The sequence below is a fragment of the Methanoculleus chikugoensis genome (genome assembly GCF_019669965.1).
GTDB lineage: Archaea > Halobacteriota > Methanomicrobia > Methanomicrobiales > Methanoculleaceae > Methanoculleus > Methanoculleus chikugoensis.
Window position 1 is genome coordinate 2,359,174 of the sequence record NZ_AP019781.1, and the last position, 13,278, is coordinate 2,372,451.

Below are 13,278 nucleotides of genomic sequence, written 5' to 3' on the forward strand. Positions count from 1 at the left end.
AAGATACCAGCGCATGGCACGACAGATTAGAATCCCGGTGAGGTCGTTCGGTTCCGAGGTCGGAACACCCGCGGTTCCGGAACTCGCGGAGTGGCTGAAGGGGAAGAGAGGGGTGGAAGCGGATCTTACCACCTACCGGCTCGAGCGATCGCTCGACGGACAGGAGGGGGTGGCGGTTCCCGCCGCCGGCGGCGTCTTCTACGGCGAGCGGTTGAGCAGGGCATTCCTCGGCATGGAGGACGGGGTGCTCGTCGGCGAGCCGGGGATCGACCCGGCCGCCGTGGCCGACGACGCCCGGTTTGTCAGGGCAAGACGCAAAGATGCATGGTTCTCCCTCCCCGCTCCCCACATGCTCGGGTTCCGCGACGCCGGTATCGGGGACGAGGAAGAGTTCTCCGAGACGATCGCGGACTTATACTCCCGTCTTGCGCGGGAGATGCGGGATGCAGGCGTGCAGGGGCACGTTCTGGTCGCAGAGGAAGCGGATGCGATCGAACTCGAAGTACTTGCGGGGAGAAAAATTCTCTTCTTCCCGAGGAACCCGGGATCCTTCGACCTGGAACTGCTGCTCGAATACCAGAGCGCTCTCGTCCTCCCGGCGGCCGATCTCGACCGGGCGCCGGACCTGATGGAGCGGTTCCGCGTCAAAAAACTGATCCTGCTCGACGCGAAGGGAAAGGATCTCGCGGCCGCCACCACATTCGCCGACCCGGATATGCTCGAGGCGGGCGGCTACTGCGAGGATTCCTGCCCGGACTACTGGAAAAATCTGGTCGACCGGGCGTTCATTCCTCGATAGACTCCGCTTTCTCTGCAAGGCGGCGGTAGTGGCGGTTCCGCTTGATGAGCCAGAAGAGGAGCCGGTCGAGAAGGGTGAAGGAGAACGTTCCCCCGGCGGCGTGGGGATGGCCGCCGCCTGAGAACTCCCGGGCGATGAGGTGGCCGACGGGGGGGACGGAACGGATGGAGATGCGGCCGTTCGAAGAGACGATCACCTCGATCTCGGTCTTGAACTCGTCGCGGATGGCGTGGGCGGTCTCGCTCGGGTAGCCGTAGAGGGGAGCGAACGCGATCCGGTAGCGATCGCTCTCGATGATCGTGGTGTGCCGGATGCTCTTCTTGATGTCCCGCTCCATCTCCCGGACGATCTCGTTGTACTCGGTCTCGACCTTCGCGTCGACGATCGTGCCCCGGACGAGGTTGTCGCGGACGTACTCACGCCAGCCCTTCCGCATCACCACCTGGCCGAGCATCTTCGACCGGGGATCCTGGTGTTTCCAGAGGTCGTAGTCGCAGACGACCCGCGCAATCTCTTCGGCCACCGCATCGCCGGGGGCGAGGTCGCGTGCGACGATCCCGGTCGCGCAGGTGGAAACGTCGACGTGAAGGAGGCTCGTCTTCTTCTCGACGGCGCGGATCTCCTCGTCCTTCCAGCGGTGGTGGTCGCGCCACTCGATCCGCCATCCGTTGGAGCGCGCTTTCGCGAGCCGCTGCTCGACGCCCTGCTGGTAGCCGATGTCCGATATGCTGAGGAGGTCGCCCCGCCCCGGAGAGCCGGCGACGGCGTCGAAAAGGGAGAGAAACTTGCCGACCGAAGCCCAGACGGTGAAGACGTCTCCGTATTTCCGGCGGTGAACGGCATCGCTCCCGACGGCGTCGAGGTCGTTGTGCGTGAGGTGCACGACGTGCTCCGTCCTCCCGGAGAGCGCCTGCATGAGGTTCGTGTCCCGGGTATTCGGCTTTCGATCGCTTCCAGCCATTGTTCTCTATATCGGTGTACAACGTGATAAACAGGCGGTTACGGGTCCGTTCCCGCTCCCCTACCTGGTGCCGGCGGGTAACCGTCCGGGGAACGCAGTATTTATTAGGAACAACCGATAACATTGTAGGGCAGAAGCCCCTGTAGCTCAGACTGGGAGAGCGCCAGACTGAAGATCTGGTTGTCCCCGGTTCAAATCCGGGCGGGGGCACTTCGAGCAACTTTTCTGACGTCTTCGTAGAGTGATTCCGATGCGTGTCAAATTCTGCGGAACCGCGAGCCTTGCGGATATGCGGTGCGCAGTCGATGCAGGCTGCGACGCCGTGGGGTTCATCATGGGCGTGACCCACAAAAGCAGCGACTTCGTAACGGCGGCAGAAGCCGCGAGGATGATCCGGCATCTCCCGCCGTTCATCGAACCGGTCGCGGTCACCCACCTGCAGGAGACGGACGACCTCATCCGGCTGGTGAGAGACTCGCGCTGCACGACGCTGCAGGTTCAGAACACCGTTGAACCCGCCGAACTGGACGCCGTCCGCGACGCTCTCCCGTACGTGACGATCGTGAAAGCCGTTCACGTGACGGACGCGTCGGCCGTCGGGACGGCAAAACACTACGAACCCTACGCCGACGCGCTCCTCCTCGACACCAGAACCCGGGAGAGGCTCGGGGGGACGGGGATCCCTCACGACTGGAACATCAGTGCGAAGATCGTGGCGGGCTCTGCAATCCCCGTGATACTCGCAGGAGGGCTCACACCGGAGAACGTTAGAGAGGCGATACGGAAAGTCCGCCCGTACGGGGTCGACGTGCATACCGGCGTCAAGAAAGACGGTGTTCGTAACCCTGAGCGGACGCTTGCTTTTGCCCGCGAAGCAAGAGACGCTCTGTCCGGGGAACCGGACAGATAGATCCCCCGTTCAGCCGTCCTCCTGCACACCCGGCAGGACGGCTTCATTCTCTTCCTGCGAGAGGCCGTCCGGCCCGAAAAAAAAAGTTTTCTGCTGTTCACCGCCGGCGCCTGCGTCCGCCGCCGAAGCCGCGGCCACGGCCGCACCCGTATGGGATTCCGCCTCGCCCGAGGCTGTAAACCGACTGCTGCACCGGTGCCTCGCGGGCGATCTCGCCCGTCTCTCCGGCAGTGCTGCCCTCTGCCGGCGGCTGCGGCGGCAGGACACACCGGCCCATGCGCCGCCCGGCCATCGGCCCCATACCCCGGGGCCCGGTACCATCGAATTCTGGCATTTTTGTTCACCTCAGTTGTAGCATATTACCCATATGCGCAAAATAATAGAGAATTATCCCTGTTGACAGGGCATGCTCACCCATGAACAGACCGTAAAATCTTCACGCATAACCGCCGATATCGCCCCCTGCAAGACCGGCTTCCTCCGGAACACTGCATGCCAAAGTTTACTGTCGATCAGGTTCCACCCCAGATACACAGAACGGCCGAACGTATCATGCCCTCCACACCAGTATCCAACGAACTGCTCATCCCTCGCGCCACCATTGACGAACTCGAAGACGGCGTGCTCCTGCTCGACGCCGATAGACGTGTCGTGCGGGTCAACCGGGTCTTTCAGAGCCTTCTATCGCTGCCGGACACCAGGGATCTCACCGGGGCGGACGGGATGGCGCTCGTCCGTACCCATCTTGCACCGCTCATCGACGATGTGGAAACTGCCGGACGGCTGCTCGAAGCGCTCCGGGACAGAGAACCGCTCTCCGGGTTGGAGTGCCGGATCGCTCCCGACCGGTGGATGGCGTGCTCGGTCAGGGTTCCGGGCGACGGCACGGCACTCCTCCTCGTCAGCGACATCTCCGCGAGGAAGAAGAGCGAACAGAGGTGCCGCCGTCTCGAAGCGGAGCAGAGGCACTACCGGGAACTCTTCGACCTCGCCCCCGACGGCTACTTCGTCTGCGACCCAGAGGGAACGATCCTCGACGTGAACCGGGCGGGAGCCCTCCTCCTCGCGAAAGACCGCCGGAACCTGATCGGAACGCCCGGAACAGATCACATCGCCCCCGAGGACAGGAATGCCTACCGTGACCTCGTCGCGCAGTTCGGGGACGGAGCCCCGGGCCCCCTGCGGGGGATCGAGGTCCGGGTGCAGCCGGCGACGGGTGAGCCCATTCCCGTCTCCCTTTCCGCTGCGGCCGTCTATGACGACCGGGACAGCCTCACGGAGATCCTGTTGCTTGCCCGGGACATCACCCACAGGACGCAGGTGGACGCGGAACGGGAGCGTCTGCTCGCCGAGAACCAGTTGCTCGCGGCGAACCTTGCAAAAGAGAGCGACGTTCTCCGGACGATCATGGAGCACACCGACGTCCACCTCGCCTACCTCGATCCCGGGTTCAGGTTCGTTCGCGTGAACACGGCCTATGCAGGAGGTTCGGGGTACGCGAAGGAGGAACTTCTCGGGCGAGGGCATTTCGACCTCTTCCCGAACCCGGAGAACCAGGCAATCTTCGAGCAGGTGCGCGAAACCGGGGAGGCATTCCGGATATACGCAAAACCGTTCGTCTACGAGAACCAGCCGGAACGCGGGACGACATGCTGGGACTGGAGCCTCGTGCCGGTGAAGGATACACAAGGAGCCGTCCATGGGCTGGTCTTCTCGCTTGCCGACGTCACGGAACGTATACGGGCCGAGGAAGAGGTCAGGATCCGGAACAGGAGGCTTGCCGTCCTGAACGCGGTCATCACCGCCTCGGCATCCGCGTTCACCCTGGACGAACTGCTCGACAACGCGCTCGACGCATCCCTCAAGAACCTCGGGTTCGATGTCGGATCGATCTACATGCTGGAGGGAGCCGACCGGATGCATGCCGTCATCCGGTGCCACCGGAAGGTCTCTGAGTTTACCCTGATGCAAAACAGGACCCTCAACACCCACCACAGGCCCTACAACCGGGTCTTCGTCGCCGGCCAGCCGTGGTTCGTCGAGGGGACGGCGCACGCGGATGTCCGGGATCTTGACGTCCTCGCGGACTTCGGCGTCACCTCTCTTGCCTTCATCCCGCTCGTGGCAGAATCCTCCGTCGTCGGGGCGCTGGTGGTCGGAAGCACCAGCACACCGGAGATCCCGCGGGAAACCCGGCAGGTCCTCGAAGCGATCGGGCGGGAGGTCGGGAGCGGGGTTCTCCGGGGGATACTCTACTCCAGGCTCGAGGAGGCGCATCGGGAGGCGAACCTCTACCTCGACATCCTCACCCACGACATCCGGAACGCCGACAATGTCGCAAACATCTACGCCGAACTGCTCGATGAGAGGCTTTCCGGGAAGGAGCGGGAGTACCTGCTGAAACTCCGGGCCGGTATCCGAAAGAGCATCGAGATCACCGCAAACGTCGCGACGATCCGGAAGATCCGCGAGAGCCGGACGGTGCTTCTCCCGGTAGACCTTGATGGGGTGATCCGGGAGGAGATCGCCCGCTATCCGGAGACCCGTATCGCCTACGAGGGATCGTGCGTGACGGTACTCGTCGACGGCCTCCTCTCCGAGGTCGTTACGAATCTCATCGGGAACGCCGTAAAGCACGGCGGGCCGGACGTCGAGATAGAGATCCTCGTCGAGGATGCGGAAGAAGGGACGGTTCAGGTCACCGTCGCCGATACCGGCCCGGGGATCCCGAAAGAGATCAGGGAGGCGGTGTTCGCCCGGTTCGGACAGGAAAGCAGCCAGGGCCTCGGCCTCTCGATCGTCCGGATGCTTGTCGAACGCTACGGCGGCAGGGTATGGGTTGAAGACCGGGTGCCGGGTCATCCGGAGGAGGGAGCAGCGTTCCGGTTCACTCTCCGGCAGGCCGATGGCGGCGAATCTCCGGCGCCGGATACGTAACGGCCGGGCGCAGGATCCTGTCGCGGCCGTTATAGCATCACGCGAAGCCGCGAAGGGATGCTTCACCTATCCACCGAACTTCGCGGGTCGCACCTTCGGTGCTCCAACTCCGCTCCGCAGGAGCGTCGTTCTTCGCGTGACGTATCGGGACAGGGATAACGATACGGCCTCGCGAAAAGTGCGAGCGAAGTGAACATGAGCACCGGAGGTGTGAAAGCGCTCGCATCGGACCATCACGCAAAAAAGGTATTCACCGGGCCGGCACCGCTGCCATGCCCTTCTCGACCCGGCGAGCCATCTCCTGCTTGACCTTCCTGATGCTCTGCATCTGGTCGCGCTCAGCAAGGGTCGGGCCCGCTTTCCCGACGACCTCCTCGCTCGGGACACCCTTTGCGTTCATGACGCGCTGGTAGCCGAAACTCGCCCAGTCGTCCGGGAGGTCGCGCATCCGCACATACTCCATGTTGTTCGGCGCAAGATCGAGCTGGGCGTCGATGACGCTGTTGACGTAGTCTTTGTTCTCCTCGAAGACGACCAGGGGCTCGATGACGTCGGCCTTCACGATATCCTGGATATCGCGGCCCTCATACTGCTTGATGAGCCGTGCACACTCGTTGAAGTGCGTGACTTCCATCTTCATGAAGTTCTCCCAGATCCCCTTGATCCTCGGGTCGCTCTCCTGCTCCGCAAAGGAGTAGTAGAGGTACGCCTCGTTGAGTTCTATCATCGCCATCTTCTCAAGCATCGTCTCGTTCGGGTCGCCGAGCAGACCATACTGGGTGACGTGCTGCTCCTCGATCTCCGCGATCTCGGCATACAGTTGCCGCGCGATCTCGTCGGGATACATGAACCCGTGCGCCCGGTAGTAGAGCATCGTCTGCTGTTCTCCGGCGGTGATCGTGATGTAGTTCATCTTCGTCTTGATATCGGCCGTATCCTTGTCGTAGTGCTTGCGCATCGAGTCATAGGGGTGGCGGTGCTCGATGCTTGTCGGCCGGCCGGGTTTGACCTCGGTCCTGCCCTGGACGATCGAGTCGGGGTCGCCGCCCTCGATGTAGTCGTAGAGGCAACTGTAGCGGTAGAGGTGGTCGAAGTCCTCGAGCAGGGCAAAGTCCAGCGTCTGCTTCACGTAGGGATCCGGCTCGTTCTGCGCCAGGTTCGCGGTGAGGTCGACCGCGACCTGCTCGTAGCCGAGCGTGGTCTCGATGATCGACTGGTCCGCCGGGTTGAGCCAGTTGACCGTCTCCTGCTGCTGGGAGTCGATCCGCCGCATCAGGGCCATCGACTTCTTCACCCCGGGGTCCGGGTGCATCCGCTCGATCGCGTGCGACATCAGGACGGCGTTGTTCTCGATCCCGTTCATGAGGATGATCCGGGTCCGGGTGTAGGCGTCGACCGCCTTCTTGTCGTACGGGGCCGGAACCATATCCTTCCAGTTCATGGGCTGCTCTTCGATAGGCATGCCCTCCATCTCGAATGGTTTGAATTGCGCCATCTCGTCTTCCTCCATAACCCCCGCATATCCATCGGCACGGGCATCTCCGGCAGTACGGCGGCACGGACGGCGAACCTTGCAGTCCCCCCGCACCCCGGAAAACCGGGGGTTGCTCCCCATGCCGGTCACGCCACAAAAACTTAACGGCCGGCAGACGAATTTGCAAAGAGCAATCCTCAAACCCGCGTCGAGAGCAGTTCCGATGACACCGGTGGATAATCCGGGCCGGCACCGTTCCGGCTCTCCGGAGGACCGCAACGTATACATCACCGGAGGTGTTGCTGCACGAGAAGGCGACCGGGATGACCAGGGCAACCGGGTACGAAATGTTAAGTATGCCGGCTCGAGAGAGGGGCGCGGATGGTGACCGGCCATCCGACAGACCAGACTGCAGGAGGCAAGGATCGTGACAGGAAGAGAAGACGACTCCTCCGGCCCCGGGCGGCGGCAGGAAGGGGATCAGAGAGCGAACAATCGGGAGGGCGGGGAAAGAGGCGAGTTGCCGCCGGTCTCACGCGGCGGCAGCCGCGACTTCCCCGGCCTCTCTGCGGAATTCCGGGTCGACATTCTCGAACACGGCGACGAGGTGATCGTCGTTGCGGAATTGCCCGGCGCAGAAAAGGACGAGATCCGGATCAACCTGCTGAACCCTCAGATTCTGCGAATAACGGCGAGGCGCGCCGGGCCGGTCGAGGAGGAGCCGGGGAAGTACTACGTCCACGAACGCGGAGACGGCACCCTGAGCCGGATGATACGCCTGCCCGCGAGCGTGGTAGAAGAAGGCGCCGGGACCAGGTTCAAGAACGGCGTCCTCGAAATCCGCCTGAAGAAGATGAGGAGACGGTCCGGACCCGGCGGCAAGAAGATCCCCATCGGGTGACGATGCCGACGCGGGCAGGTGCACCGCCGGAGTGTAGCGGCCGGAGCGGGCACGCATCAGTGCCGGGCCGCGCACCCGGCCATCCGGGTCGTCACCACCTGTGGGTGGTAGCAGATGACGCTGTCCCGGGCGGTGATCCTGCCGTTGACCACCTGATCGATGGCGGTGAGGTGATCCTGCACGCCCCGGGTGAGGAGATAGTACTCCCGCACGAACTCTCTCCCTCGTGCACCCATCTCGTGAGCCAACTCCGGGTTCCGGAGAAGATGGAGGATCTGGTCGGCGGTCTCCCGGATCGTCGAGACCAGGTAGCCGTTCCAGCCGTCGCGGATCTGGAGCGGTATGCCGCCGACGCTCCCGGCGACGACGGGTTTCTCCTTCCAGAGCCCTTCGGTCACCGTCAGCCCGAACCCCTCTTTGATGGACTTCTGGACGATCACGTCGGACGCCCGCTGGATAGCGTTGATCTCGCGGTGGCTGTCCGGCGGGAGGTCGAGGATATGGATATCGGGATCGTCCTCGGCCGTCTCACGGACCTCGCGCAGGACGATGAAACATTCCGGGTCGTCACACGCCCGCCCGCCGACGAGGACGAGCTGGCAGGGTATCTTCCGGCGAACCATCTTGAACGCCTGAATGACCCCGACCGGGTCTTTGAAGGCGTCGTACCGGGAGACCTGGGTGACGATCGGCTTTTCCGGGTCGATGCCGTACTTCGCGAGGGTAGCATCGATCTCGGATACGGGGAGATCACGGTTCTTCTCGGATAGGGGATCGATGAACGGCGGGATGATGAAACTCGGCACGTTCCAGAGAGGAAGATACTGGAAACTGGAGAATATGCCGGCGTGGTACTTCTCGACCAGCCTGCGCAGGATGTTGCCGATGCTCCCGACGGTCGTGGTGGGCACCGTCTCCAGCTGGACGTGACACCGCCAGAGTAGCCTCTTTCGTTCGAGTTCCCGGTTCGTCAGGAACTCGACGAGGCCGAGCGGCTGAGGATCGTGAATGGTCACGACGTCGGAATCGTCCTCGATCAACCCTTCGTTCTGCCGCTGGGCCTCCCAGTATGTCTCGATCATCTCCGGTGAGAACCCGCCTCCCCGGCCCTGAAGGAAGTTGTGGAGCGTCTTTGTCACGTCGAAGAACGCCGGTTCGGCCTCCATGACGCTCCAGGTTGTATCGAGGCCGAGCGCGTTGAGAAACGGAACGTACGAGATCAGGATCTCCGAGACGCCGCCACCGTAGCGGGTCGAGTTGATCTCCTGGATCCTGACGCCGGAGAGACGCCCGGCAAGTTCCTCGATCGCCGAAAACTGCTTTGTACCAGCTATCCGCTGATATTCCCTGAGAGAGGGATACCCGGGGAGATCCGTAACAATCATATGAGGAACACTACCCGGCAATACGCACTCAACCGATAAAATGCCTTTCGGTGGAAGACAGGCGAACCCGGGAGGATGACGCGGAGATGCGTGCTAAACGGGGTCACCCGCTCTTGATCGGCAGGGTCCGACGAGCGTCGTCGTCCGTGCGAGAAGAGGCGTCCCGGGGAAGGGCCCTCTCCAGGGCGGCCTTCAACTCGGCAAGAGAGATGGGCTTTTCCAGGACACCGACGATATCGTTCGCATATCTCGAATACTCTTCCGGCCAGACATGTTTTGCGGTGAAGAGCAAGACAGGGATATCCCTGTATTCGTCATTTCGTTTGAGTTCTTCCAGGAACTGCCATCCGTCTATAGGAGACATCATCACATCGAGAATAATGAGCGCGGGCTTCTCTTTCTTGATCGCCCGCAGGGCATCCCATCCGTTGTGGACCAGGAGCGGTTCGCGGTCGATCTTCTTGAGCAGCAGTTCCATTACTTCCAGCGTCGGCAGGTCATCGTCGACGACCATAATCTTGTTTCCCAAAATTCATACCTCCCTTGGTATCCTGATGGTGAAGGTGCTCCCTTCGCCCACCTCACTCGTCACCGTTATGTCTCCCCCGTGCAACTTGACATACTTGTTCGCGATCGAGAGCCCAAGACCGGTGCTGCCCTCGGTGCAGGCCTGCCTGGCATCTCCTATGTAGAACGGCTCGAAGATCGATTCGATGATATCCCCGGGGATACCGATGCCATTATCACACACCATAATATAATGATTCTCATTTGATCCCGTATACCGGATCCATACTTTCTCTGGCGGTTCATTATACTTAACAGCATTCGATACCAATCCTGTGACCGCCATGGAAAGCCGGTCGGGATCTCCCAGGATACGGACGTTATCAGGTATTTCGTTGTAAATCAGGGCACTTTTCCCGTATCCGCCCTCAGAGACGGCGGCGGCAACGAGCTCGCGGAGCGGTATCTCCTGGACAGTCAGATCGACGTAGTCCATCGTGAGCAGACTGAGCTCGATCGCCCTCTCCACCACAGCCTGCTCCTGGTCGGCGCACGCAAGACAGGTCTTGAGGATCTTTTCCGTCTCCTTTGTGAGGCCGTAATAATCAGGATCTTCGACGATCATCCGGAGATAGCCGAGAAGCGGTTGCAACGGGGTGCGTAACTCGTGGGCCAGTTTGGTGATGAGCCCCTTCCACTGTTCGACTTCCCAGGAGAGCTGCCTGCACGCAAGCCTCTGCCGCCGCACCTCGGAGGTGTCCCGTGCCGAACCTACGACGCCCGTGAACGCACCGTCCACCCCGTTGTACGGTGCGATCGAAATGGAGAAGGTATGCCGGGTGCCTGCGATATCCAGATCGAGATCGTGACAGGCACTCTTCTGTTCTCCGATCACTTTCCGGATCCGTTCCATGCTCTGCGCGGCGAGATCGTCGGGAAGAAGGGCGTCCACACCCTTCCCGACGAGATCGTCGGGAGAGATCCCGTACTCGGGCGCACGAGCCCAGGTGAAATGCACGATGCAGCCCGCTGCATCCAGCATGAAGAAGATATCGTTTGTCTGCCGGATGAGGTCCAGCAGTCGCCCGTTCGACCGGATGAGCTCGTCGTTCTCGCCGAGAAGCCTGCCGGTGTCCACGACCGTACACTCGAAGAGGTTCTCGGAGGGGAGAACCCTGCAGGAGAGAAGAACTCTCCTCGCATCACCTTTGTGCGTGTAAAACGTCATCTCCGCGTTTCCGACGTAGCCTTCCCGCTCCATCTCCTCGATGAACCACGCTTTGCCGGTCTCGTCCGCCCAGAACGCCTCTGCCGGGATGCCGACGAGCTCCCGGGGTGCATAACCGAGGATATCAGCACACTTTCTGCTGGCGCAGACGACGCGGAGGGTTTCGGGGTCGCAGAGGAATTTCGCATTCCGGGTATCCTCGATGATCCGCCTGCACCGGGAGGCGGCCAGGTGCGAATCCTGCGAAAAGAGCGTCGCAGCCCCGAAGACCCAGAAGAATATCATCGTGTGCAGCCCTGTCATCACGGGGTCGACAGCAAAGCCGAGCCCCGATAGGTACACCCGGATGATCACAAACCCGATAACAAGGAGCGTTGTCGTCCAGAACGCCTGCCGGGGGAACCAGAGGGCGACAAGGAGTATCGGGATGCAGTAAACCAGGGGACAGAAGAGCTGAGCGTTCACCGGTGTAGCCGCCGTGAGCATGAGCGATATTGCCGAGAACGAGACCACCACGATCATCTTGACGATATCCGTCTCGGTAAAGAGATCCTCTCGAATACAGCTCAAGAAGCTCCGGTTCAGAGGCATAGACAATACAGTGAGTTTCCCGGAAGATGTATATATGCAATTCGAAATTATCCGGTCGATAACCAATACTGTTTCACAAAAACAAGTGCAATTCTTTGAAGTTTTGGAACTGTTACCGAATATTCCTCACCTCGCGAAGGGGAGACGGCAGGAGAGTCGGCCGGCCCGATACCGCCGTAAAAAGGAGCATATATGAAGATCGGCGTGTAACCCTAGATTATGCGCCCGTTTGTCTTCGTCAACATCGCCATGAGCGCTGACGGAAAGATCTCGACGAGAGAGCGGCGACAGGTGAGGATCTCGGGTAACGAGGATTACCTGCGGGTCGACCGGATCAAAGCGGAGAGCGATGCCATCATGGTCGGCATCGGCACGGTGCTCGCCGACAACCCTTCGCTCACCGTCAAGTCCGCGGAACTCCGGGAGCGGCGGAGGGCGGCCGGAAAGGAGGAGAACCCCATCCGCATCGTGGTGGACGGCTGGGGGAAGACGCCCCTGGATGCGGATATCCTTCACAAGGGAAGCGGGAGACGCATCGTCGCGGTTTCACAGAAGGCACCCCAGAAAGCCGTAGATGACCTCGGTAAGCACGCCGCCGTCATCGTCGGCGGCGAAGAGACCGTCGATCTTCGCGGCCTGCTTGAAGAGCTGCACCGGCAGGGCGTCCGGCGCCTGATGGTCGAGGGAGGGGGGACGTTGATCTGGACGCTTTTTGAGCAGGGGCTTGTCGACGAACTCCAGGCGTTCGTCGGCAGCATCGTCATCGGAGGGAAGGACGCCCCCACACCTGCCGACGGCACTGGTTTTCTCCGGGAGGAAGACTTTCCCCGGCTACGGATCATCGAGGCCGTCCGGCTCGACGACGGCCTGCTCGTACGGTGGAGCGTGGAGAGAACATGAGGTGGGAAGGACCCGCCCGGTAACCCGGTTCAACAACAGGGGGAGCAAAGCGAGACGGGTATCCGGACGGTTCCGCTCCGGCCCGCTCGATAAGAAAAAAGTTTGTTTCGGTCAGGGTACTACCACAATCTGGTCTTTGACCTTATAGGTGCCTCCCGTGACGAGGGATACGGATATCTCAACCCGGTTCTCACCTTTTGCGTTCTGGATGATGATGTCGTCGCCGCGGATCGGCTGCAGGGTGTCGGTGATGACTTCCCCGGTCGACTTGGTCACGCGCACATCGATCTTCGTCACGTAATCCTGCCCTTTACCGCCGCTGAACGCGATGTACAGGTCATTCGTGACCCGTGAGGGGTATCCGCCCGTAAGCTGGAACTCAACCTCCTTTCCCGGCGGTGCCGTCTGCGTCGGGCCGGGCGTAAGCGAGACCGGCGTCGCCGTGGCCGCAGGTGTCTCCCCGATCGTCGCCGTCGCCCGCGGGGTTGTGGGGTCGGCGTCGCCGCCTGTGCCGGTGCAGGCGGCGGAAAGCGAGAATGCGAGCAGAAGCACAATCAGAGCTGATAGCAACCTGAAGTTCATAAAGCATTCATGCACATCAATGTATTTCACCCTTTCGCCACGCTCGCGGCACACCATGAATACGACAGTATAAATAACCCCCGACACCGCCGACCGGCAGCGC

The 13,278-nt window shown here is 61.6% G+C and carries 12 protein-coding genes and 1 tRNA gene; 6 read left to right on the top strand and 7 right to left on the bottom strand.

The window, feature by feature from the left end:
- Positions 1 to 13: 13 nt before the first annotated feature.
- Positions 14 to 799, top strand: coding sequence for a hypothetical protein (locus MchiMG62_RS11880; RefSeq protein WP_221057140.1), 786 nt, complete (start codon positions 14 to 16; stop codon positions 797 to 799).
- On the opposite strand, the gene MchiMG62_RS11885 is transcribed toward MchiMG62_RS11880, so the two are convergent.
- Complete coding sequence (locus MchiMG62_RS11885; RefSeq protein WP_221057141.1) at positions 786 to 1,760, bottom strand: DHH family phosphoesterase; 975 nt, start codon at positions 1,758 to 1,760, stop codon at positions 786 to 788. The two genes, MchiMG62_RS11880 and MchiMG62_RS11885, sit on opposite strands and share 14 nt — an antisense overlap.
- A 136-nt stretch (positions 1,761 to 1,896) precedes the next feature.
- On the opposite strand from MchiMG62_RS11885, the gene MchiMG62_RS11890 reads away from it, so the two are divergent.
- Positions 1,897 to 1,970 (top strand) — tRNA-Phe (locus MchiMG62_RS11890).
- Positions 1,971 to 2,010: 40 nt separating this feature from the next.
- Positions 2,011 to 2,670 (top strand): phosphoribosylanthranilate isomerase, encoded by a 660-nt coding sequence (locus MchiMG62_RS11895; protein WP_221057142.1) that lies wholly within the window; start codon positions 2,011 to 2,013, stop codon positions 2,668 to 2,670.
- A gap of 97 nt (positions 2,671 to 2,767) precedes the next feature.
- On the opposite strand, the gene MchiMG62_RS11900 is transcribed toward MchiMG62_RS11895, so the two are convergent.
- Positions 2,768 to 3,004 (bottom strand): DUF5320 domain-containing protein, encoded by a 237-nt coding sequence (locus tag MchiMG62_RS11900; protein WP_221057143.1) that lies wholly within the window; start codon positions 3,002 to 3,004, stop codon positions 2,768 to 2,770.
- A 158-nt stretch (positions 3,005 to 3,162) separates the two neighbouring features.
- On the opposite strand from MchiMG62_RS11900, the gene MchiMG62_RS11905 reads away from it, so the two are divergent.
- Positions 3,163 to 5,607, top strand: coding sequence for a sensor histidine kinase (locus MchiMG62_RS11905; protein ID WP_221057144.1), 2,445 nt, complete (start codon positions 3,163 to 3,165; stop codon positions 5,605 to 5,607).
- A 250-nt stretch (positions 5,608 to 5,857) separates the two neighbouring features.
- Here the strand turns inward: MchiMG62_RS11905 and MchiMG62_RS11910 are convergent, their stop codons facing one another.
- Positions 5,858 to 7,102, bottom strand: coding sequence for a ferritin-like domain-containing protein (locus MchiMG62_RS11910; RefSeq protein ID WP_221057145.1), 1,245 nt, complete (start codon positions 7,100 to 7,102; stop codon positions 5,858 to 5,860).
- 406 nt (positions 7,103 to 7,508) lie between these two features.
- On the opposite strand from MchiMG62_RS11910, the gene MchiMG62_RS11915 reads away from it, so the two are divergent.
- Positions 7,509 to 7,982: an Hsp20/alpha crystallin family protein gene (locus MchiMG62_RS11915; RefSeq protein WP_221057146.1), complete on the top strand. Its 474-nt coding sequence runs from the start codon at positions 7,509 to 7,511 to the stop codon at positions 7,980 to 7,982.
- Between the two features lie 56 nt (positions 7,983 to 8,038).
- Here the strand turns inward: MchiMG62_RS11915 and MchiMG62_RS11920 are convergent, their stop codons facing one another.
- The 3 genes from MchiMG62_RS11920 to MchiMG62_RS11930 form a co-directional block, all read right to left on the bottom strand.
- A complete protein-coding gene (locus MchiMG62_RS11920; protein ID WP_221057147.1) occupies positions 8,039 to 9,367 on the bottom strand; it encodes a glycosyltransferase in 1,329 nt (442 codons plus the stop codon).
- A gap of 103 nt (positions 9,368 to 9,470) precedes the next feature.
- Positions 9,471 to 9,896 carry a response regulator gene (locus MchiMG62_RS11925; RefSeq protein ID WP_244987710.1) on the bottom strand — a complete coding sequence of 142 codons (426 nt, stop codon included), beginning with the start codon at positions 9,894 to 9,896 and terminating at the stop codon, positions 9,471 to 9,473.
- A gap of 3 nt (positions 9,897 to 9,899) precedes the next feature.
- Positions 9,900 to 11,672 carry a sensor histidine kinase gene (locus MchiMG62_RS11930; RefSeq protein ID WP_221057148.1) on the bottom strand — a complete coding sequence of 591 codons (1,773 nt, stop codon included), beginning with the start codon at positions 11,670 to 11,672 and terminating at the stop codon, positions 9,900 to 9,902.
- Between the two features lie 240 nt (positions 11,673 to 11,912).
- Here MchiMG62_RS11930 and MchiMG62_RS11935 point away from each other — a divergent pair, with 240 nt between their 5' ends.
- Positions 11,913 to 12,593: a 2,5-diamino-6-(ribosylamino)-4(3H)-pyrimidinone 5'-phosphate reductase gene (locus MchiMG62_RS11935; protein ID WP_221057149.1), complete on the top strand. Its 681-nt coding sequence runs from the start codon at positions 11,913 to 11,915 to the stop codon at positions 12,591 to 12,593.
- Between the two features lie 111 nt (positions 12,594 to 12,704).
- Here the strand turns inward: MchiMG62_RS11935 and MchiMG62_RS11940 are convergent, their stop codons facing one another.
- The gene (locus tag MchiMG62_RS11940; RefSeq protein WP_244987711.1) at positions 12,705 to 13,145 is read right to left on the bottom strand and encodes a hypothetical protein; all 441 of its coding nucleotides are present in this window, start codon (positions 13,143 to 13,145) and stop codon (positions 12,705 to 12,707) included.
- Positions 13,146 to 13,278: the final 133 nt, after the last annotated feature.